The sequence below is a fragment of the Noviluteimonas caseinilytica genome (assembly GCF_018406605.1).
Lineage (GTDB): Bacteria > Pseudomonadota > Gammaproteobacteria > Xanthomonadales > Xanthomonadaceae > Noviluteimonas > Noviluteimonas caseinilytica.
In genome coordinates, this window is record NZ_AP024545.1 from 152,564 (window position 1) to 172,298 (window position 19,735).

Annotated in this window: 20 protein-coding genes; 9 read left to right on the top strand and 11 right to left on the bottom strand. The window is 56.7% G+C overall.

Features of this window, described 5'->3' with window-relative positions; translation table 11 throughout:
* Window positions 1-85: 85 nt before the first annotated feature.
* On the top strand, window positions 86-1,027 hold the full coding sequence (locus LYSCAS_RS00800) for a tyrosine-type recombinase/integrase (protein ID WP_244858614.1): 942 nt from the start codon (window positions 86-88) through the stop codon (window positions 1,025-1,027).
* Here the strand turns inward: LYSCAS_RS00800 and LYSCAS_RS00805 are convergent.
* The 4 genes from LYSCAS_RS00805 to LYSCAS_RS00820 all read right to left on the bottom strand — a co-directional run bounded on the left by LYSCAS_RS00805 (window position 1,009) and on the right by LYSCAS_RS00820 (window position 5,454).
* The gene (locus tag LYSCAS_RS00805; RefSeq protein WP_213435160.1) at window positions 1,009-1,758 is read right to left on the bottom strand and encodes a hypothetical protein; all 750 of its coding nucleotides are present in this window, start codon (window positions 1,756-1,758) and stop codon (window positions 1,009-1,011) included. The two genes, LYSCAS_RS00800 and LYSCAS_RS00805, sit on opposite strands and share 19 nt — an antisense overlap.
* A gap of 48 nt (window positions 1,759-1,806) precedes the next feature.
* A complete protein-coding gene (locus tag LYSCAS_RS00810; RefSeq protein ID WP_213435161.1) occupies window positions 1,807-2,385 on the bottom strand; it encodes a DUF4136 domain-containing protein in 579 nt (192 codons plus the stop codon).
* A 173-nt stretch (window positions 2,386-2,558) separates the two neighbouring features.
* Window positions 2,559-3,743 (bottom strand): recombinase family protein, encoded by a 1,185-nt coding sequence (locus tag LYSCAS_RS00815; protein ID WP_281413194.1) that lies wholly within the window; start codon window positions 3,741-3,743, stop codon window positions 2,559-2,561.
* 64 nt (window positions 3,744-3,807) lie between these two features.
* A complete protein-coding gene (locus LYSCAS_RS00820; protein WP_213435163.1) occupies window positions 3,808-5,454 on the bottom strand; it encodes a recombinase family protein in 1,647 nt (548 codons plus the stop codon).
* A gap of 177 nt (window positions 5,455-5,631) precedes the next feature.
* Between LYSCAS_RS00820 and LYSCAS_RS00825 the strand changes: the two genes are divergently transcribed.
* Window positions 5,632-7,227, top strand: coding sequence for a recombinase family protein (locus tag LYSCAS_RS00825; RefSeq protein WP_213435164.1), 1,596 nt, complete (start codon window positions 5,632-5,634; stop codon window positions 7,225-7,227).
* A gap of 49 nt (window positions 7,228-7,276) precedes the next feature.
* Here LYSCAS_RS00825 and LYSCAS_RS16135 read toward each other — a convergent pair whose 3' ends face one another.
* The 3 genes from LYSCAS_RS16135 to LYSCAS_RS00840 all read right to left on the bottom strand — a co-directional run bounded on the left by LYSCAS_RS16135 (window position 7,277) and on the right by LYSCAS_RS00840 (window position 9,782).
* Window positions 7,277-7,834 (bottom strand): WYL domain-containing protein, encoded by a 558-nt coding sequence (locus LYSCAS_RS16135; RefSeq protein ID WP_407075151.1) that lies wholly within the window; start codon window positions 7,832-7,834, stop codon window positions 7,277-7,279.
* Entirely contained in the window at window positions 7,822-8,901 is a 1,080-nt protein-coding gene (locus LYSCAS_RS00835) for an HNH endonuclease (RefSeq protein ID WP_213435166.1), read from the bottom strand. Before LYSCAS_RS00835 ends, LYSCAS_RS16135 begins: the two co-directional genes overlap by 13 nt.
* A gap of 131 nt (window positions 8,902-9,032) precedes the next feature.
* Window positions 9,033-9,782: a DUF429 domain-containing protein gene (locus LYSCAS_RS00840; protein ID WP_213435167.1), complete on the bottom strand. Its 750-nt coding sequence runs from the start codon at window positions 9,780-9,782 to the stop codon at window positions 9,033-9,035.
* A gap of 272 nt (window positions 9,783-10,054) precedes the next feature.
* Between LYSCAS_RS00840 and LYSCAS_RS00845 the strand changes: the two genes are divergently transcribed.
* Together LYSCAS_RS00845 and LYSCAS_RS00850 are read left to right on the top strand one after the other, a co-directional pair.
* A complete protein-coding gene (locus tag LYSCAS_RS00845) occupies window positions 10,055-10,501 on the top strand; it encodes a helix-turn-helix domain-containing protein (protein WP_213435168.1) in 447 nt (148 codons plus the stop codon).
* A 144-nt stretch (window positions 10,502-10,645) separates the two neighbouring features.
* Window positions 10,646-11,113 (top strand): hypothetical protein, encoded by a 468-nt coding sequence (locus LYSCAS_RS00850; RefSeq protein ID WP_213435169.1) that lies wholly within the window; start codon window positions 10,646-10,648, stop codon window positions 11,111-11,113.
* 597 nt (window positions 11,114-11,710) lie between these two features.
* Here LYSCAS_RS00850 and LYSCAS_RS00855 read toward each other — a convergent pair.
* Window positions 11,711-12,727, bottom strand: a complete 1,017-nt coding sequence (locus tag LYSCAS_RS00855) for a hypothetical protein (RefSeq protein WP_213435170.1) — start codon at window positions 12,725-12,727, stop codon at window positions 11,711-11,713.
* 108 nt (window positions 12,728-12,835) lie between these two features.
* Between LYSCAS_RS00855 and LYSCAS_RS00860 the strand changes: the two genes are divergently transcribed.
* A complete protein-coding gene (locus tag LYSCAS_RS00860; RefSeq protein ID WP_213435171.1) occupies window positions 12,836-13,375 on the top strand; it encodes a MarR family winged helix-turn-helix transcriptional regulator in 540 nt (179 codons plus the stop codon).
* 134 nt (window positions 13,376-13,509) lie between these two features.
* On the opposite strand, the gene LYSCAS_RS00865 is transcribed toward LYSCAS_RS00860, so the two are convergent.
* The 3 genes from LYSCAS_RS00865 to LYSCAS_RS15940 are packed head-to-tail and all read right to left on the bottom strand — an operon-like array spanning window position 13,510 to window position 16,172.
* Window positions 13,510-15,276 carry a hypothetical protein gene (locus LYSCAS_RS00865; protein WP_213435172.1) on the bottom strand — a complete coding sequence of 589 codons (1,767 nt, stop codon included), beginning with the start codon at window positions 15,274-15,276 and terminating at the stop codon, window positions 13,510-13,512.
* Window positions 15,277-15,336: 60 nt separating this feature from the next.
* Window positions 15,337-15,879, bottom strand: coding sequence for a BglII/BstYI family type II restriction endonuclease (locus LYSCAS_RS00870; RefSeq protein WP_213435173.1), 543 nt, complete (start codon window positions 15,877-15,879; stop codon window positions 15,337-15,339).
* Window positions 15,880-15,905: 26 nt separating this feature from the next.
* Entirely contained in the window at window positions 15,906-16,172 is a 267-nt protein-coding gene (locus LYSCAS_RS15940) for a hypothetical protein (protein WP_244858615.1), read from the bottom strand.
* Window positions 16,173-16,590: 418 nt separating this feature from the next.
* Between LYSCAS_RS15940 and LYSCAS_RS00880 the strand changes: the two genes are divergently transcribed.
* The 4 genes from LYSCAS_RS00880 to LYSCAS_RS00895 all read left to right on the top strand — a co-directional run bounded on the left by LYSCAS_RS00880 (window position 16,591) and on the right by LYSCAS_RS00895 (window position 19,663).
* The gene (locus tag LYSCAS_RS00880; protein ID WP_213435175.1) at window positions 16,591-16,956 is read left to right on the top strand and encodes a hypothetical protein; all 366 of its coding nucleotides are present in this window, start codon (window positions 16,591-16,593) and stop codon (window positions 16,954-16,956) included.
* Window positions 16,957-17,349: 393 nt separating this feature from the next.
* Window positions 17,350-18,030, top strand: a complete 681-nt coding sequence (locus LYSCAS_RS00885; protein ID WP_213435176.1) for an ATP-grasp domain-containing protein — start codon at window positions 17,350-17,352, stop codon at window positions 18,028-18,030.
* A gap of 478 nt (window positions 18,031-18,508) precedes the next feature.
* On the top strand, window positions 18,509-19,045 hold the full coding sequence (locus LYSCAS_RS00890; protein WP_213435177.1) for a hypothetical protein: 537 nt from the start codon (window positions 18,509-18,511) through the stop codon (window positions 19,043-19,045).
* Between the two features lie 153 nt (window positions 19,046-19,198).
* Window positions 19,199-19,663 carry a HEPN family nuclease gene (locus LYSCAS_RS00895; RefSeq protein WP_213435178.1) on the top strand — a complete coding sequence of 155 codons (465 nt, stop codon included), beginning with the start codon at window positions 19,199-19,201 and terminating at the stop codon, window positions 19,661-19,663.
* The last annotated feature ends 72 nt before the right edge of the window (window positions 19,664-19,735 follow it).

Consider the following 19,735-nt stretch of genomic DNA (forward strand, 5'->3'; position numbering starts at 1 on the left):
GTCCCAGGCGATGGCGGAGCACATCCAGCGTGGGCTACCTAGCATCGCGAGGCAGGAACGCGCCAGGTGCTCACTGGCTGGCTTCTTGAGCGATCGCTACGCGCCGTGGGCAGTCTCCCACCTGCGACGAGGTCAGCAGTGGGTTGATCGAATCGAAGCTGCGTTTTCTGACGCCCTGCCCCGCGATCTCTCGGAAATCAACGCAGCGTGGGTCGACCAGTGGTGGCTTAAGCGGATCGCTGCCGTGTCCCGAGCAACTGCATCTCGTGATCTGGCATGCCTACGCGCGGCCATGAACAAGGCCACAAAATGGGGCGTGCTTGATCAAAATCCCCTTTCTGATCTGCAAATTCGCCCTGTCGAATCACGCCGGGTTGTTCGATTTCTCAACCAGTCCGAAGAACGGATGCTGCGCCAAGCACTAGCTGATCGAGATGCTGCAATGATCGCATCCCGCGAGTCCGGTAACAGCTGGCGAATTGCACGTAGCAAGCCGCTATTGCCCGTAATTGACTCGGACGGTTTTGGAGATCATCTGACGCCCGTAGTGCTACTGGCGATGAACACGGGCCTGCGTCGAGGAGAGCTACTGTCGTTGAACTGGACGGACGTTGATTTCGATGCGCGCATTCTGACGGTTCGCTCTGAGAATGCGAAGAACGGTCGACAACGCCATATCCCGCTCAATGCCGAAGCCACCGGCGTGCTTCGGTCCTGGGTTAGACGATCCACCGGCGCGGGCGTGTTTGACATCGCTGACATCAAAACCGCCTGGAATTCGCTAATTCAGTCCGCAGGCCTGGAAAAGTTTCGATTCCACGACTTGCGACATCACTTCGCTAGCAAACTGGTAATGGCTGGCGTGGACTTAAACACCGTGCGCGAGTTGCTAGGCCACTCCGACATCAAGATGACGTTGCGCTACTCACACCTTGGACCAGACCACCTTGCTGCGGCAGTGGCGAAGCTCAGTTGTGCCTCGCTTGCGGCTAAGCATTCACATCGAAATCAGAACCGAAACGCATAGCCGATTTCCGGTCCGTGTAAGTTGATGCTCAGCGAGTTGTCTTGGGTCCGCTTGAAGCCAACGTCCAAATACCGGTAACCGAACACCCAAGCGCCATTGCTCATGTTGTACTGGGCCACCCCGCTTGCGTTCCAGGTCCCGTCGGTGTCGCCGAACGAACCATCCCCGCGTAGCGTGATCGACCACCGATCCGAAAGCGCCCATGTGTAACGCGCGCCGAGCATGAAGTCTGTATAGGTTTCGCCGACATGGACCGAAGCAGGCGCGAAGGCCGGGTCGTTGGGGATGAATACCGTGGTGTAGTCGAGATCGATGAAGCGACCGCCAGCGAAGAGGTTCCAGCCGCGTCCGCGTTCGGGGCCAGGCGACCACACACCCGCAACCTCAAGTAGCCGTGTGTCTAGGTCGGTCTCTGTGTGTAGAAAACGACGGTCGTCGCCCGATGACAGTCCGAGATAGGTGAAGTCGGCGAACAGCCCCCAATCGTCGCCTTCGCCCTCAGCGTGCACCTGGAAGGCGCCATCGAACTGGTCGAGCACGTCGTCAAATCGCGACTCGTTGCTGATGCTTACCGGGGGCGTCGTTCGGTCGAGGTCCGTTTTGACGTTGATACCCCAGATGTAAGGGGCGATGGCCCAGTCCCATCCACTGGACGGCGATGCCTGTGCCAAACCGCTTGCGAGGGTTAGGGTCGTGAGTGCGGCAACGCGAAGCGACCAATTCGGAGCCATGTGGGAATGTTCCTTAGGTAGGCGGCGACGGATGCTGGTGTGTGTCAATTACTCAGGAGCACCACCAGCGCGGAATGGGAACTGCGTAAACATGTCCCGCACAGCCGTATCTATTGCAGCCGAGCGGTTATTCCTTGCCTTGTCGGTGATGCGGCCGGTGGTGACCCCCTCCCAAACAAGCTGCTTGCGTCTGGCATCGACAATGTCAATGTTCAACGTGCCCTCGTCGTACTGGTCCACGTACGGCTCGTAATAGCCGCCCCAGAAGCCGTAGTAGCCAGGCCACCCGTAACCGTAGTAGCCGCCCCAGTAGGGCATCGGCCCGGGGTGCACGCGCGTCTGTTGCGTGACGCTGGCCTTGAAGTTCACGAGCAAATCTGGCGCCGACTCGTTGTATCGATAGCCGCGGGCTTCAAGTTCGCGGCGCGTCGAGTCTTTCAGCTGCCTGGTCATCAGTGATTCGTAATCGGCGTCGTCGGTGCCGACCTTGTCGAAGAACGCGAAGCTGCGGTACTGCGCAAAATTCACAGTCTTGTCGTAGTCCGCACGAGTCTCGGGCGTGCTGACGCAGCTAACTAAGGCGACAAGGGCAACTAGGCTGCAAAGCCAACGGATGGCACGTCGCATAGAACCTCCTCGCGGGGCCCATCATTAAGGCTCATGAACGGTTCAACCGCCGCCCGAATCAGCCTCCGCGACGCAACCTTACTCTTCCAGACGCTCCGCGCCAGTGACCAAAGGGACCGCCTGGCAGGTCCCGTCGAGGGACTGCTCGCTGCCCTTCGCATCACCTTTGGAAGCTATGCGGACTGGTGAGCACTTCGCCGCCCGTTGCCTATCCGGGGGCGTTTTGGCGGCCCCAAGGGAGCGGGAGGAATTCCTGCTGCGCGGCACGCTGCGGGCAGGCTCCCAAAGCGACGATAGAACCACTTGTAGTTGGGTACGTAAGGAGAGGCTCTAACCAACCGCACGGTGATCTTTCCTTCGGCTCGATATATGGCGCGCAAGACATCTAGATACTGCTCCTCAGTGGGCCTCTTGGGCCTGCTCGCTTTGATCTTCTGAGCTTCATCGAACATCCTGCGACTGATTACAGGTTTCGCAAACGGCGCGTCCCCGCGCACCCACTCTTCCGGGGGGTTGCGGATCGGCGACGCGCCGAGCGGTCGAGTCGTTCGGTTGTACCAGGTGACGCCGACATACACCTCGTTTCTCAGAATGCGGACGATATGTAACGTCTCCCATCGAGCACCTCGTCTTGTGGTGATGCCACGTGAGTTCAGGTGTCGCGAGATTGCAAGCTCTCCCATTCTCTCTTTGACGTAAAGGTAGAAGATCAGTCTCACTACAGCGACCTCCCAACCTTTGCCGGCCGTCAGAACCACTCGATCGCTGTTCAGAGCCTTATGCTGTCCAATCCGCAGGAGTCCGCGATCTTCGACTCCATCTCCCAACAGTTTCCGAGCCATGCCAAAGTTCGTCACCCCGCCTGTGAAAAATCCCATCTGCGCAACACGAGATTGGCCGGCTCTCACCTTTACTGCCAGCTCGCGACTGAACTCTGCGGCCATGCTTCGCTTAATGGATTTCAGGACGGCAGCCATTGGGCCGGTCATATCAGGAAATAGCTCCGCGCAATAAACAACAGGTGCACCCGCGCGAGTGCACAAAAACTCGTAGTGCGCGCTTTCGTCGGGATTCTGGAACCTGCCCCACCGACTAACATCGTAGACGAGTATTGCGTTGAAACCGCGCGGCTCGATGTGCACATCGCGCATTAGGGCCTGTAGTCCGGTACGACCGCGAATGCGCAATCCACTCTTGCCATCATCCCGATAGGTTCGAACAACCTGCATACCATGCGAATCAGCGAAGCGAGCTATAGCCGCCTCCTGGTTGGCCGTTGAATACTTCTGCATGTCGGTGGACATGCGGACGTACTGTGCGACCGGGATTGGGCTGGGTGGCGGCGTGTCGCTACTCATGCGTTCGACCCTAACAGCAAATCCGCGTCAGTCTCGTAGATTTAGAGGGACTTGCCCTAAAGGGCTAGGGAAAAGCACCTACATCTTTTACGACCGTCCGCTCGGCCGAGTGCAGATTGCGCGTACGGCGAGCTTCCGACTGGCGCAACATGCGCGTAACCCCACAGATTTTCGAACTTCCACTTGATTCGAGCCTGTATATGACATCGGCTGGAGATGCGCACCTACATTGCTCCAACCAATTACCGGTTACCGCTCCTTTCGAATTCACAAAGCCGTTGCGATCCTCTTCTCTGGGGATGACGAAATAGTCGAGAATCTCAGCCTTGTCATTCACCCGCGCAAATATGCCCAAATCCGCATCCACCAATTTGTCGGGACGAAGGGTCCAGCCAAAGGAGTCATGAGAAACTTGAGGGTGAGCTACGCGCACCGAGATCGTGAGCGAGTCTTCGATGCAGGCTCGCCTAGTGGAGGTATGGCAGTAGAAAGTCCGTCCACTTTCCCTGTAATGTTCTGCTAGCCAGTCGAGAATTTGAACTTTAATTGCTTGCCGCTGTTTGCGACGGCGCCCAGACGTAGCCGTGCGCCTGCAAATCGGAACGTTGGCAGCACTGCACGCATCGGCAACCGATCCAAAGCACTCAATAAATCGCAGGGCCGCCGGCCCTCCGCGACGGTGTAACGCTGCAACATTGAACCGTCCGAACTCGGCAGCTTCGCTGCGAACTAGACGTATAAGGTCCGAGCGCGACCACTTCCGACGTGGCAATCGGTCTCCAACTAGTAGCTGGGCGGCATCGAAGTCTAGTTGCGAAACAACCGGCGTGAAGCTGTTCGGCACCCGAATGCGTTGATCCTTCCGCACGTAGCGGGAAGCTGACTTGAGTTTCTGAGTGTGAAGTCCGAACACATTGGTTCCAACGTATTGCTCGCGCCGCAAGACGGTGCGAATAGCATCCGCTCGCCACGGGATCAGCCCGATTTGACTTGGGTAACAGCTCCAATTGAGTTGCAAAGCGATGTCTGCCTCCTTCATCTTGCAATGGACAAAGAGATGAAAAATCAGACGAACCAAGCCACAGTCAAATGCGTCTCCTGGTTCTAGCTCAACGTGGTCATCTGCGCGCGACTTCCGCTCGCCAGGCGGCAGCTCTCGGCGCACGCGACCGTCTGGTGACACCTGGACGCGCTTTAGTCCAAATCCGGCCGGCCCGCCAGTGTGAAAACCTCGTCTAGCCAACGCTTGGAGCGAGGAGTACACCTTCCCGCTCAACTCTTTGCTGTATTCAGCGGCCATGGCCCTCTTTATGCTCTTGACCACTGCGGCCATGGGGCCAGGGACGCAATCAAACGACTCCGCGCAATAGTGGACATTGACGCCTGCGCGTCGGCACAGAAACTCGTAGAAGGCGCTCTCGTCTACGTCTTGAAACCGCCCCCAGCGGCTAACATCAAACACGACGATTGCCTTGAAACACCTAGATGCGTCGTGCACCTCGGTTAGCAACCTCTGCAACGCTGGACGACCACGAAGCGTCAGCCCGCTTCTACCGCTATCTTCGTACGTACAGACAACTTCCATACCGTTTGCACGCGCGTACTGACCAATAGCCTCTCGCTGATTGGTCGTGGAGTACCGTTGGTGCTCGGCGGACATACGCAAGTACTGAGCAACCGGCACTAAGTTCGCATCCGTCGGCTGGGACATGGCACGAATCTGTGCGCGCGCCTTGCGATTTGTAAGTCACCCGGCTGGGCGAGGCTGCGCTCGCCAGCGCTGCGAGTTGCGCCCGCACGGGTGACTGTGCAATGGGTGGAGATGGAGGAAAAGGCCCCTATGCCCGATTCTAGAGCCGCCCCGATTCCCGTCGCGCAGTACCTCCGTATGTCGACGGAGCATCAGCGCTATTCAACAACCAACCAACGATTAGAGATCAATCGATATGCTGCGACGCACGGCATGCGAGTCGTGGTTACGTACGAGGATTCGGGCAAGAGCGGATTGACTCTTTGGGGACGCCCCGGACTTCAAGCGATGCTGGACGACGTATTGAGCATGCGTCGCGCTTTCCAGGCGATTCTGGTCTTCGACGTGAGTCGTTGGGGCCGCTTCCAAGACGTGGATGAAAGTGCGTATTACGAGTTCGTTTGTAGACGGGCCGGCGTACCCGTCCTGTATTGCGCCGAGCCATTTGCTGACGTGCCTGGGCCGATGGCAGTCGTAATAAAGAGCGTCAAACGCGCAATGGCAGCAGAGTACAGCCGCGAACTGGGTGCGAAGGTGTTCGCGGGCCAGAGCCTGCTGGCGGGCCGAGGCTTTCACATGGGCGGATTTCCCAGCTTCGGCCTTAAACGCGTTCTGGTGTCAGAGACCGGAGAGGTCAAGGGAGAGTTGGGCAGGCGTCAGCGCAAGTCGATCCAAACGGATCGCGTGCTGCTCGCTCTAGGGGATCCCCTCGATTGCGGATTGATCAGGTTGATTTTTTACCTGTTTGTCGAAAGGCGAATGTCTGAGGCAGACATTGCAAGGCAGCTCAATTGGGGTGGGTACCCGAGCCGCACAGGAATGCTCCCTTGGCGCGGTGAAATGATTCGCTCGATTCTGCGAAATGAGCGGTACACCGGAACTACTTTGTACGCGAGGCGCTCGTGCAGCTTAAAGACGCCGTGGCATGAGAATCCGCCAGAAAGGTGGGTTCGTGCAGAGGATGCATTTCCGGCGGTCGTGTCCCGAGATACTTTTGAGAAAGCCAGAGTTAACTTGGAGGCGCGGCAACGGCACTACTGGTCAGATGATGAATTGCTCGACGTTGTCCGCCGAGTTCACGCAAAGCACGGGGATGTAACGCCCGCGTTGATGATGAAGGAACCAGGAGCACCTCAGACTACGCTTTTTATCTTTCATTTCGGTTCAATGGCGGACGCCTGTGAAGCGGCTGGAGTTCGTCCAAATGCCAAACAATGCTCACGACGTAACATCATTCACCGGCGCAGAACGACGAAGCTTCTGCTGCTCAAAGAACTGGCAGACCACTACGCCAACATGGGCGTGGGCTTCTACTGGCATCCCCAAACACGTCGCGCTTGCGTAGAGGGCGGGCTCACCCTGTCCGTGAGGAGCACGCAGGCTTATCGCACGACAAACGGCCAACCGTTTTGGCTCATTTCCCCAGACCGGCGCGTTGCCCCCGACGTTAGTCTTGTGGCACGGCTCGCGTGCGAAGGGGACGTCATCCTGGATTATTTTGTTATTCCTGGCGACGAGATGCGAACCGGCTACGTAAATAAGGAAGGAGGTGCCGTAAGAACATGGGTGAACCCATATCGTCTTCAATCCATGAATGACGTGATGCGCCGCCTTGAGATGTTGCGATTGTCGCATCCACCATGCATGCCTCGACTTATGACCCATCTCTCGAAACGCAGGCGCAAGGCCCAGGGCATCCGAAAGCGCGACGAGTACACGAGCAAATCGCTATGACGCCCCAACAACCCAAGTCAAGGCGACGCGATATGGGTGCTTCTGACGACTAGTCAACGACAATCAAATCTCGCATTCGTCGAAGTAGAAAAATACGCTCTGCTTGTCGTTCCTCGCAGAATGCCACTAGGCATGCAGCGGGAACTCGCTCCCGACCCAAACGCTCCCGATACTGCATTGGCCTTACTCGTCTTTGAGTCCATCGCGAGCTGCCATGCTTGCAATACAAGAAACACAATCGCTTCTTTTCTTCAATTGCCGCGCGAATCAATTGTTCCTCTGTGGACTGAAACACGTGCGGAGCCGAATTGACCGTATCCGATTTGATGCCACGTCTCGGCAATCCGCCACCGATCCAAAGTCCGAGAAAAGTAGCTACGCCGAAAATCGGCAAATAAAGAGCGCTGTAAATCCTGACTCCACCATGGTGTGAGCAAGCCCCCTGCCTTCCTATGGATGGCGACTGCCACCCGTCTCTGCACACCGAGTCAGGTACTAGGTGGGCCAGCACTAGAAAGCAAGCGAAACCAATGGCGATTCCAGCAGCAGCCCGAATTTTTTGCGTCATCCCTCGATCTCTAATCGGCTTTCCGTTCACCATCCGCATCGACTGCGATGCCAAGTCAAAGCGTCAACGCTAACCCAGTGGGCGACCTTCGTGGGCGCGAGCAGTGCCCCACCCCGTAACCTCGCGTAATCAGTTCCATCCAGTTCCGGCGAAACCAGGACGGTCAATGTTTCCGGGTCAATTGCTATCAATCGCAGATCGAACAGCGTGTGTATGTCGGTCCGCAGCAAGAGTCCATTGGACACCACGTTGGTGTGCTCGCCCCTGTACGGATGCACGTGAGCCGCTTCCAGGATGGCAATTAACGCGCAGCCAGTAATAGCGCATGAGCCACCGTAAGCATCGATCAATGCTTTACGGAAAGCTGGCTGTCCTTGCCTGCGGACAATTCCGGCCAAAACCCGCTTCCTCGCATCTTCGACGTTTTTGGCATCAAATGCCCCTGTGTTCTCCGCTTCCTGCACCGCATCCGCTATCCCAGTCGTCACGGGATTCACGACTTGCCGTACGCCCATCCCGTGACGATTTCCTGCCGTTGCGTCCGGGAATATCTCCCACACGCCATGCTGTGCCGGGTCGTACAGTTCGAACACGACGCCGGGCCCGTCGCCGATTTTGAACAGTCGGTCGTACTGACTGCCTTGATCGGTGCGCCTTGGCTTTGAGTTCTGCGAATAGGAAGTTCTAGACGGTGAGTTGACCGACAAGGCTGCTAGGTCCGCCCCGAGATTTGATTGGACGTAATCAGGGAATCTGGCCAAAATCCATGCGAAGGCCTGCTGCGGACTGGCTGTTCCTCCAAGGGCAACTACCGCATCAAGCGCGAGCTTCCAATGCGGCTGCCCGCCATATCTGTAACTGCCGCCCTGTGGCGCTTCGGCAGTCTGGCCCTGGAGAAGGGCTACGAGGCGCGGCTTCACGCCCTCCCCTACATTGGCCGCAGGCTTCAAGCCATTGATCCATGGCTGCCCGAGCTCGTCCAAGACAGCCGAAATATTCTGCATCCGGTACTCAAAAGCCTTCTCGGACCTGTTGAACCTATTAGCTAGCTCCCTGTAGACCTGCCGCTTGGAGTACGCCTCCCCTGCGCCCTCCTTTGCGGCCATGTCTCGATACGCTGCAACCGATGCAGCAAGTTCGTCATCACTCCATCCGCTAGCCATGGCTCTCCCCCAAGCGCAAAGCCAGCGCTCAGGTTGCCAGGCCAGAAGATGTCGGACAACAGCGCGGCCATCGGCTACCGCTGGTCTGCCCGCTCGCGCACCCAGATCCAGCCTTCACGCACTGCCGTTTCTGTTTCCTCTGGTTGGCTCCCAAGCCCTTTTAAGAAATCGAACCCAGCAAGGGTACAGATCGCGGCATCCAATGCGTCTGCATTGTTCACCATCGAAGACAGATCGTCCGGCAAGCCGAGTACTTTGTTTAGTCTCTCTAAGATGGCCGCGCGATCTACTGTGGCATCCCGCTTCTTGTATCGGGATGACTGAATCCCATGGGCGATGAGGGTCGCTGCCGGATAGACCTCGATTGCCGCTGCGCGTTCCGAGTAGAACGGCTCCCAGGCAAGAGGAACCGCATAACCTGTCCGCTTGCGAAGTTCATCAAGTAGCCGCAATGCCGAGTGTGCCGTTCTGGCAATCCGGTCAGCACCGACATCTAGTGACTGCTTCCCTAAGTGTTTGCGAATGAATTCGTCAGTCGTTCGCCTAAAGAGTTTATTCGCATCTTGCCGCAGCACCTGTCCCGCACGATGTGCCGGCAACGCCTCCCCGAGGGATCGCGGCCAGCCCAACGGAGCGTCAAGTGCAATCAGCACACGGTCGGCCTCGCGAATCCAGGTACTTACTAGCTCAGCAACTTTCTGCTCACTGGGACATGCGGACGCCTGCACAAGCTGACACCCATCCTCACTCACAACCGCCAAAGCCAACCCGACTTTCGAGTCCTCGGTTGCGCAGTCGATTCCAATGATCGTGGTTTGAACCACCACACCCTCCTAACGTCAGAGCGGGGCAACGTCTCGCGCCGATTTATGCACAATGCATGGCTCACACTCCATATAACTGTGAGGTTTTGTATGCGAGAGCCACCCCTCAACGTTTTATCTAGAGCACCGCTACCTCGGCAAGTTGCGCCAAAAGCGCATCCGGACTTGCGCTTTTCATTAGGTTTCGACGGTCTAACAGCCCAAGGACGCCTTGAGTCTAGGAATTTTTCTTATCCCATGTAGCATCGAGCATCCCCCAATGAGCTCCATACATGGCCAACATCGGCACCCTGCTCAAGTCCGAAATTACCCGCCTTGCCCGCAAGGAAGTCAAAGCCCAAACCGACGCGTTGCGTAAGTCCGGCGCTTCATACAGGCGGGACATCGCAGCCCTAAAACGCCAGGTCACTGACCTCCAACGTCAGTTGGCGACTGCGGTCTGGGGCACAAAGCGAGCAGCTCCGTTGGAATCGACTGAGTCAGGCAGAGTCCGCTTTTCCGCTAAGGGCTTGAAATCACACCGTGCCAAGCTGGGGTTGTCCGCAAATGATTACGGGCGCCTCGCTGGAGTGTCGGGGCAATCGGTTTATGGATGGGAGACCGGCAAGACGATCCCCCGACAGTCACAGGTTGCGGCGCTTGCAGTGCTGCGTGGACTAGGCAAGCGCGATGCAATCGCCCGCCTGGAGCAGCAGGCATCGCCTAAGAAACGCGGGTGATCCTCGTCCTGCACGAACCAACCAATCGCGACCTAGCGCGCTCCTGCGCCCTGGAGCTACCCACGTAGCTATCGCGCGCTAGGATTGGTTCCTGGATTGTTTGGTGAAGCCCTAGCGCTGTCCGATCATCGACTTACTGAGCACATGACACCCACAGTCAAATCCGATCGATTCGGCGTTGTCAGCAGCTCAACCAAGTGTCATGCATGTGGCGAATGGACACCGGTCAAAGCGTTGCTCGTTCGCGGTGGACAATGGCGCAACGAACCGGACGACGAGGACGATTACTGGTATCCCATCGAGGGTGCTGGGCTACTGCTGTACGTCCAAGACGTCAACGCGGAGGCTCTGGCCATATGGCGCAATGCTGCCCCTTGGGTTCGCAACACGCCCTCACGCACTGCGGGGATCTCGTATTGGTCGAATACTTGCGTGCACTGTGAAGCGCTGCAAGGCGACTGGTTCCTGACGAAGCCGGACGGACCGTTCTTTCCAACGACGCCGGAACTCGAAGCCAAGGTCGCGTTGGACTGGGCAGACGGATCGATCGAAGCTGTTGCCAATGTCAATGAGGCTAGCTGGCTCGATGGCCTAGCCGAGCGAATGGTGTAACTTCATACGTAGAACGCGATAACTGACATCAGGTGCTGCGTGAGCTTCAAGTGGTACCCACGTAGCTATCGACTCCCACACGCACGCTGTAGCGCGTCTGGCGCGGTTTGGCGCGCGGTTTGGATAATGATTTCCGCCCCCCCCCCAAACGCAGGCGCGCCACGTATGAAGCCTTGCAGCGTAATCGCCTTATACCGAGCGGAACCACGGCGCTTTCCGGATGCGCCCATGGGGGCCGAAGGCCCGGCATGGGTGTGCCGGGCTGGAAGCAATTCCGTGATGTCTCAGAATTTACGGCATCCCGAGATCATCTAGAACCTTCGGAACTAAATCCCCGGCGCCGAAGGCGCCACACATGGACCGAAGGCAGGGAGGGCGAAGCCCGACCGTACCGAAGGTCCATGTGCGCTTTCAGCCCCCAGTAGCGTGACGGTTTTCTAGTTACTTTAAGTCTTCTTAAAGACCAAGGTAGTAATAGCTTTTATGGGACGCGTGACATCCTTGCTGTCACAGAATCGTAAATGTCACGCACAAATAAATTAGGTCGGGCGCCAAGACAAGGCGCCCAACCGACGACGGATCAGATGCGTGGCACGGCTAAGACCGTGTCTGGTCGTTAGCCCTCTGGTTCTCACGCTGCTTTCGCTTACGCATATTCGCCTTATGACGCTTGCCGGCAGCGCGTGGATCGTCCGATCCTGTTGATGCAATCAAGTCTTCCCGGACGCGTTTCGCCAACAGCAAACACGGATCAACCACTCGGCACGTTGTACATGGCGAGCTGTCGCTTACTGCAGGCAACCCCGCACAAGCTGGTGTTACCGGCCGTCCTTCGGCGAGCCCGCTAAGGGCCGGCCTGCTGCTCAACTCCATGGCTTCGGCAACCAACTGCTCGCCGAACAATTCCTCAGCACGTTCCCAGGCAATCACCTGCCGCTCGCACAGGTATTCCGCTAGCACGCTTGCGGGCTGGTCTGCATCCCTGATGATCGGCACAACCATTTGCAATGCGGTTTCCTGAACGGGATCGCCGGTGTACACGGTTGCTTTGAAGCGGGGATCCCAGTCAGCACCGTATAGGCGTTCCATTAGTTCGTCGCGGTCAAGCGCTCCGCGCAGCCGGGGCCCTGTTTGGTCATCGATCAGTTGATTCGGACGGGGTGGCCGTTTCCACTTGCCGTTGACCAACAAGCCCTCCATGACTTTGCGAAGATAGAGGTCGTACGGGACGCCCAACATGTCTGCCATCTGCCGCGCATTCCACAAACACTTCATGTCGGCGAAGCTGTTCCGTGCGAACTCCGCCTCGATCGGATTCTTTTTGGACGGATCGTCATCTGGGAAGTGGGTTGCAATCATCTCGACGTAGACGGCGCGATACGCTTGGGTGAAAAGTTCCGTGCGATCCAGCGGCGACATGTAACGGTATTGCACCCATGCCGTTTCCTGCACCACCGGCTCGAGCTCGAGGTCTACGCGCTCGATCCAAGTGCGGATCAACTTGAGTTCTGCAATCACTCGTTCGCGTCGGCTGACAATTTTGCGGGCTAGAGCGAGCGCACCCGCTTGGCGAGCGGCCTGCAACCTGCGCGTGACATCATCCTGCTTAGCCATTTCAGTCTCCCGTGTATTGCCGAAGCGAGATGGCTTCGGGTGGGAGCAGCTTCGCGCAGTGAAATATGGTGCAATGTTTGATATCCAACAAACCACCACGTGACATTCATGGCTATCAATCAGGACATCCCGTACCCCGCCTTCGACGATCTGTTCCTGTTCTGCAATCGGCTATCTGGGCAGCTTGACGGGGCCCTCAAGAAATCGACGCCTCGCTTGACGATTACAGGATTGCAGGTGCTGGCTGAGATGGCGAAACGCGCAGACTCGCGTAATGAATGCAATCAAGCACAAGTCGCGAGAGCCATCGGAGTAACGCCCAGCAGCCTAGTTACAACAATCCGGGGTTTAGAGTCGAATGATCTAGTTGGCGTTGAACGTAGCGAGTTCTTAAAGACCCACGCACTGACCCTGACGAGAGCCGGACACCAAGCGTTACGGCGTGGGCTGGTGATTCGACACGATGTACTGGAAGCTGCTTATGCGACGCTGCCCACCAAGTATCGGCGTCAGTTCTTCGTGGCTGCCCGATTGGGCAATGCGGCAAATGACAAGGCTCGGTCAGACGAGCGCCAGGAGCGCTACTTGAAATCGCTAAAGAAGCACTCCACGCGGGCAATCGTGCGAAAAGTCCGGGCTAAGCTCTAGCTCCATAATGGCCGGATCGCCTCTATGGAGTGACCCCGGCCAGTCGTCCACTTCGGATCAGTGGGATTGCGCAGACGGCATAGGATCTAGGACTTCCGCATCAATCAATAGAATCCAGACCGGTCTATCGCGACTCACGGCTCGCAGTAGATGCGCGGCTCAACGGAGACCTCCTTGGCGGCATGGGAAAAGGAGGACAGGATCCAAAGCAACTGGATGATGTGCCCTTTTACGGGCTGCCTCGCCTTTACGCGAGCGAATTGAGCGGAAACGTCTGCTTTACTAATGAAGTCGCAAGCGAGCACACACCTACGCTGCGTACCATAGTTTGCGAGCAACGCTTTCAGTGTTGGCCGTAGCTCAGCTTCTCTGCCTCTCCTCTTTCGATTGATTTGCGTAGAATCGTAGTCGAGGCGCAGCTTGCTCGCATACTTGCTCATGAATTGGTCGACATCGAAGAACATATTCCCTAGGTTCTTTATTCCCTGACCCACCACATCGTGCAACTTTGAGGCAGACGTACTCTGCTTCCCGTGCTTTGAATGAATGAACGTAATGACGCCTTCATTGCGGTTTAGAACGATGTGATCCGCCCACTCAATCCCTTTGTCGTCACAGAACACGAAATCCTCAGCGGCGTGCATTCTCTCCACAACGTCGAAAACGCTGGTCGGCTTGAACCGCGTTTGCGATCGCGAGAAGGGCTCCCCCTTCTCGCTTGTCGCCCTGGAAAGCTCTGCATGGGGGTGTAGCATTTCGAGCAAACTTTCGATCTGCGAGACTCCGGACGAGTCTTCGAAGCATTGCCCCATGAAATACATGTACTTCGGGTCATCAAAGCAAACGCAAAACAGATTGCCCTTGACGATGAGCGACTGTAGCGTCGAAACGTCTCCGCCAATGTCGACGTGAATACGCTGGAGCGACTTTGACCGGATGCTAAGAGATGCCTTGTTCACTCTAAGCTCCGCCTTCGCTCCGACCACTTCGAAATCGCGACCGTTTTCAGCTTTGGACCCAATCTCAAAGACGCGCTCCAGCGCCTCTAGCACGCGTTCTTGCAGGTCAGTGGACAACCAGCGCTTTACACCGTCCTCTACGGTAAAAAGACGCGCTGATCGCTCCATCAGCAACTCCGCAAGTCTTCCACTCTCGATCAACAGCGCAGAAGGGTTCGAGCGAGCTAGAACCGCGCTCAAATCTACGGTTGCGGCGAAGCTGGAGAGAAAGCTCTTGTCGCGATTAGCCGAACTACCAATCTGCCTGATCTTTTGCCTTGCCCATTCGACGACGGCAGCGCTCGGCACGCGATCTGACGCGTCGAACACGCGCGAAGTTGAGAGGCTTAATGAAGTCAGCTTCCTACCCTCCCGCACCCTGAGGAAATAGGGAATTGACCTACCAGCCGCATGAGTAGAAACAAGCCCCTTGAGATCGGCCGCTTCCAGCGTCCTGGCCCTAAGCGTCTTATCGGAAACTGTCATGTTCCGAACGCTCAACTTCTGAAACTCCACTAGGCTGTCGTCAAACGTCGACCACAGCTCGTTAGGTGGAATCAGGTGGCCTACGCTCTCTAGTTGATCGCTGATGTTTGCGCAGCTCTTTCGTAAAACGACTATGCAGTGTTCAATTTCCAGCACGAGGATAAAGGCGTGAATCTGGTCCTCCAGCTGTAGACGTGGCAAAAAATAGACTGGTCTCCTCGCCTTGAAAACTCGAAGTGAATATCGATACCGGTTACGACCTCTCCCAACAGCTATGCGGAGGTCATCAACCATGATGCTACCGGGAAAGGCGTTCTCCACCGCGGCATCCAGTATCGCCTCAAAGTCCGCGTCGCTAGCATTTTCATTCGCGCGATAAAACTGCGCATTTAGCGTTAACGCTAGATCGTCGTACATCGCTCCCTCGCCCCCTATGCTTAACGCCGAATACTCAAGACCTTCTGCGATCGAGAAACTCTATGGGTCAAGTCCAATGAGATAGACCGGCGTAGTAATTACTGGACCGAAGTTCTCCAAGTACCATTTCGTTCGCTCAAAGCTCACTAGGGAGTTGCAGTCCTTGGGCGAAATGTACTTAAGGAACTTCTTGGTCGAACAGATGTAAATGCCTACGTCAATTAGGTTCCGCACTTCTGACGCAGCTTGAAGTCGAAGGAGGTCGCCCCCGATGAACGAGCGATGATTAAAGGCGACGTCTATTCCGAAATCTGGCTTCCAGAAGTCCATCTTGAGGTCTTGATCTTCGCCTTCAAAGATCCGCTTTTCGGCCACCCAGCCCCTCTCGGCGAACTTGCCTCGAAAAATATTGTTGAGCGCCGCCTGCTTGCCGACAGAACCCTTTTTTCCGCGCTCTTTGGCAACTCCAAGGGAGTTCTGATGCTCCTGCTCGATCATGTCCACGCTTATGGACTCGACCACGCTCTCAATCTCGTGCTTCACCTTGAGCGAGGAGTTAAGAATGATCTCGCCGTAGCGATGACTATGCTTCTGAAAGTTCATCGTAATCTCTGCGAAGTGATCGGGTTTTAGTCTTGCCAGAACAATCCGGCCGGACGATGAGCTTCCTCGAAAATTCTTTTCGCTTTCTCGTAGTCGATGACAGTCGCGCCGCTGTGCGGAACCACGGACACAAAGCGCCCAATTTCGGCAGGCGAGAATGACCAGGCCTGAGGCAAGCGCAGCTTCCTTTTGACTGCACCATCAGCCGAGTTGCAGTCGCCGCAAATTAGCGTTCTTGGGAACCTGCCGACACCATGACAGTGGTGGTGCGTCATCGAGATCGAGAATCCCATGCCGTGCTCGTCTCCGAAGCGCTCTCGCCAGCCTCGGCCTCTGATCTCCGTCCAGCGCACAAGCTCCCGTGCCGACCTTCCGCATGAAGGGCAACACCATCCAGCCGCAACTGCACTCTTGTAGATTCGGGCGCAGTGCATGCCAGTGAACCCTTCCAGCTCCGACTCACTTGGAATCCTTGAATACTTCGCGGTCTTGCCGTTACCCATGGCCGCCCCCCTTACGCACCGGAGCTTAGCCGTTCTGCACGGAACGCGAGAACTTGGTCGCTAGCGCTTTAGCAGAGCTTGCACTTCCCCTTCGGCTCGTTGAATAGCCACCCTTGTTCAACGCGATACCAAGATTCTCCGCAGTACGCTGTCCGCTCGATCTCGACCCTCCCGTTGCCTCAGTCACCAGCATCTTGAGGAGACTTCCATGGGCCGGCTCGTGGTTCTCGAGGGGTATGTGGAGGATGGCAAATCAGGTTCCATCTCGGTCCTTATGCTCGATGGAACCTCGCTTTCGATTGAAAAGTCCTCGGTGGTCAAGTCGGCTCCCATGGATACAAACAAGGATGCGCTGACTCGACTATTTTTGAACGAGGACGCGGAGATAACGATCACAGTGACCGCCGGCGATCTAGATGGCCGTGGTCTTTCGGCTTCTGGCTCGATACTTAAGTGGATCGATGATGGCGGCACCCTATCGAAGAGCAAGGACGACACAATTCAAGGCGCCGGCTCCATTCTCAAATGGGTGGATGACGGCGGAACTATTCGAAAGAGTCTCGATGACACTTAGTCTGCGATTCGCGCGTGCTCTGTGATCTCGCCGACCACACTTCTTTTCTCCCACCGGAAGGATGAACATATCCTTCCGGTGGTCAGTCGACTGTCTTCGGATTGTGTCCCTTTATTGATCGACCTTCGCGATCTCGGCAATGGGACCGTTGGCACTGTCCATCCAGGAACGCACAGATTCCCCAGCTTTCGATTGCCTTCTGGCGAAGCAGTAAGTCTTGCGCATGTTCGAACTGTTTGGTGGCGGAGGCCGACTCATGTGTCTGCGCCCCCCAATTGCGATCAAACTTATCGAAACTTCATCGAAGTCGAGCAGACGCAGTTTCTGGAGGGCTTGTTAGCCAGCCTCCCCGAAAACTGCAGATTCTTTAACCACCCAGATGTCCACCGGACGATGGATCGCAAGATCCATCAACTGTGTTTGGCGAGCAGGTGCGGAATGCGCGTTCCGGATACATGTGTCACCAGTGATCCTCTGGAAGCAGCGCAGTTTCTCGCAAAACACCCGTCTGCGATTTACAAGAGTTTCTGGGGAAGCGAGGCGTTTTGGCAACCAACTCGCGAAGTCGACGCTGTGGTGCGCAGCTCACTCGATCGCTTGAGGGTCTGTCCGGCCATCTTTCAAGAGAATGTTCAGGGCCCGCTGGATATCCGCGTGACTGTAGTGGAAGAGAGCGTCGTGGCGGTTGGATTTGATTTGACGAAAAGCCGATACCCAACGGATGTTCGCATTGACACCAAAACGCCCTGCCAGGTCGTTGAGCTTCCGGCGGTCGTTGAGAGCCAGATCATCACCTTCTGCAAACTTGCGCAGTTGAACTACGCCGCGATTGATCTTCGGAAGACCTCCGATGGAGAGGTTGTGTTTTTTGAAGTCAATCCTGCGGGGCAGTTCCTCTATCTCGACCTATTAGCTGGCACCGAAGTCGCGGGACTTATGGCGCGAGCGTTGGATTCTCCGATGCCCACAAATGGTGAGCTCTTGATTGAGCTGGCTGACTCCGAAGGTTCTATCGATTCCAGCTACGACATGCCGATCCACGGAGTCGGATCGCCCGTCACGCACTTGACGTAGGACTTGACGGTTTCTCGCAGCCCGCGTTGTGCGCTGCACCAGCAGGCTTGTGTGGTGGATTCCGGCTTAAGAGGCACTTATGCCCATTTATCAACGGGTTAGCTCAGCCCGTAGCCCTTGATCCGATAGGTCTTTCCGCTCGCCCCGAGTGCAGAGCGTCGTGGATCTGCAAAGTCATGGGCGGTCAGCGCGGCCTCCCCTCTATGGAGTTCCTCCGGCCAGTCGTCCAATTCGGATCAGTGGGATTGCGCTGGTGGCGATGGATCTAGGACTTCGAACTCTCGGGTTTGCTGGGCTGCCACGATGCAGGGGGCGGATACTTTCGCTGGCATAGTTACTATCGCTAGGCGAGACGGCCGCTTGGGCGGGTGAATAGACGAGCCCCCGATAGACGGCGCTGGATTTCACTGTTGATGGCGACTCTCCGCGCAAGAATCCGCCCCGTGGCAGCGTTTGCCGGCGCCCCGGAGGATGCATCATGAACAAGATCGTGGCTCCGTTCTTCGCACTCGGCTTGGTCGCAGGGGTGACCCAGGCACAAGACACACTGGATGGCCCCGACACTCGATTGTGGGCGCTACCTGCGACAGCTTGCGTGGCGAACACGCCAACCGATGAAGCGTTGCTACTCAGGTCGATCGAAGGCCTCCGAAACACGAGTGCTACCCGAACTGTGTGGGTGACGTGCTCTGTGCCGATGCCCAACCTCGTAGTCCTGCCCAATGACGACATTCGTGTCGTGCGCACAAGGATGTCTTTCGCGACCTCGCTGTCGCGCGTAACCATGCCCTGCAAGGCCGCTGTCAACATAGGCGCTCCCGGCATCGATTTCGTTTACTTCTGGGGCCAAGCAACCACGAATACCGAGTCGCGAACAGGGTCCGTGCAGATCGAAACGGGCACAGGCCGATTCACCGCGTCCGTGTTCGGGATCACTTGCAAGATTCCGCAGTCGTCGACGCTAACCGAACTTGAAGTGCTCGTCCGCGCAACCAACTTCATTCAGATCGAGTAGTCCGGCTTTGAGGGGCGTGTCTGCTCAGGAAAAAAGCGGACATGCGCCGCGTACGGGCTTCACTCGGCCAGCCGACCCGTCGGGCGAGTAGGAAGATACGGATGGTTGAGACTCTAGGACTTCCATTCCAACTCAGCACAAGCGAGCAAGAAAATGCAATACGCATCCCGCAATGAGGCCCTCGGCTTCGCTGCTCGCACCCGTAGAAATTTAGAGTGCATTGACGCGGCATATGAGGCAGGTGATGCGGTTCATCCGACTACACAGTTGGTTGTCTCGTTGCTTGGCCTGGTGGTTGTTCCGCACGAACGGAACTTGGTTAAGCAGCTTGGGGTCATGAGTCTCGCTTCCCTGCAAGCAGGTGGCTGGCCCCAATGGACCTTTGAGCTACAGATCTGTGAAACGTTAGCGCAACTTTTTCGCCATCTCAGGAATGCGATCGCACATGGACGTTTCTCGTTCAACTCGGACAGCACGGATATCTCGGACGTGGTGATTTCTGTCGAAGATTACCGGCCCGGTCAAGACGCTCCATATTGGCGCGCGACAATATCCGCCGTAGACCTAAAGGACTTCTGCCTGAGATTCATTGATCTCGTAGAGCAGACCTTGGGTTGACGCTAAGTGCGTCGTGTACCCTCTATGGAGTTCCTCCGGCCTGTCGTCCAGTTCGGTCCAGTGGCACGGCGC

What these genes read in the sequence shown, in the direction of transcription:
- LYSCAS_RS16135 (WP_407075151.1), bottom strand. Translation starts at nt 7,834, where the DNA reads ATGCGGATGGTGAACGGAAAGCCGATTAGAGATCGAGGGATGACGCAA.
- LYSCAS_RS00825 (WP_213435164.1), top strand. Translation starts at nt 5,632, where the DNA reads ATGTCGACGGAGCATCAGCGCTATTCAACAACCAACCAACGATTAGAG.
- LYSCAS_RS00805 (WP_213435160.1), bottom strand. Translation starts at nt 1,758, where the DNA reads ATGGCTCCGAATTGGTCGCTTCGCGTTGCCGCACTCACGACCCTAACC.
- LYSCAS_RS00810 (WP_213435161.1), bottom strand. Translation starts at nt 2,385, where the DNA reads ATGCGACGTGCCATCCGTTGGCTTTGCAGCCTAGTTGCCCTTGTCGCC.
- LYSCAS_RS00865 (WP_213435172.1), bottom strand. Translation starts at nt 15,276, where the DNA reads ATGTACGACGATCTAGCGTTAACGCTAAATGCGCAGTTTTATCGCGCG.
- LYSCAS_RS00895 (WP_213435178.1), top strand. Translation starts at nt 19,199, where the DNA reads ATGCAATACGCATCCCGCAATGAGGCCCTCGGCTTCGCTGCTCGCACC.
- LYSCAS_RS00815 (WP_281413194.1), bottom strand. Translation starts at nt 3,743, where the DNA reads ATGAGTAGCGACACGCCGCCACCCAGCCCAATCCCGGTCGCACAGTAC.
- LYSCAS_RS00880 (WP_213435175.1), top strand. Translation starts at nt 16,591, where the DNA reads ATGGGCCGGCTCGTGGTTCTCGAGGGGTATGTGGAGGATGGCAAATCA.
- LYSCAS_RS00850 (WP_213435169.1), top strand. Translation starts at nt 10,646, where the DNA reads ATGACACCCACAGTCAAATCCGATCGATTCGGCGTTGTCAGCAGCTCA.
- LYSCAS_RS00860 (WP_213435171.1), top strand. Translation starts at nt 12,836, where the DNA reads ATGGCTATCAATCAGGACATCCCGTACCCCGCCTTCGACGATCTGTTC.
- LYSCAS_RS00890 (WP_213435177.1), top strand. Translation starts at nt 18,509, where the DNA reads ATGAACAAGATCGTGGCTCCGTTCTTCGCACTCGGCTTGGTCGCAGGG.
- LYSCAS_RS00845 (WP_213435168.1), top strand. Translation starts at nt 10,055, where the DNA reads ATGGCCAACATCGGCACCCTGCTCAAGTCCGAAATTACCCGCCTTGCC.
- LYSCAS_RS00835 (WP_213435166.1), bottom strand. Translation starts at nt 8,901, where the DNA reads ATGGCCGCAAAGGAGGGCGCAGGGGAGGCGTACTCCAAGCGGCAGGTC.
- LYSCAS_RS00885 (WP_213435176.1), top strand. Translation starts at nt 17,350, where the DNA reads ATGGATCGCAAGATCCATCAACTGTGTTTGGCGAGCAGGTGCGGAATG.
- LYSCAS_RS15940 (WP_244858615.1), bottom strand. Translation starts at nt 16,172, where the DNA reads ATGGGATTCTCGATCTCGATGACGCACCACCACTGTCATGGTGTCGGC.
- LYSCAS_RS00820 (WP_213435163.1), bottom strand. Translation starts at nt 5,454, where the DNA reads ATGTCCCAGCCGACGGATGCGAACTTAGTGCCGGTTGCTCAGTACTTG.
- LYSCAS_RS00855 (WP_213435170.1), bottom strand. Translation starts at nt 12,727, where the DNA reads ATGGCTAAGCAGGATGATGTCACGCGCAGGTTGCAGGCCGCTCGCCAA.
- LYSCAS_RS00870 (WP_213435173.1), bottom strand. Translation starts at nt 15,879, where the DNA reads ATGAACTTTCAGAAGCATAGTCATCGCTACGGCGAGATCATTCTTAAC.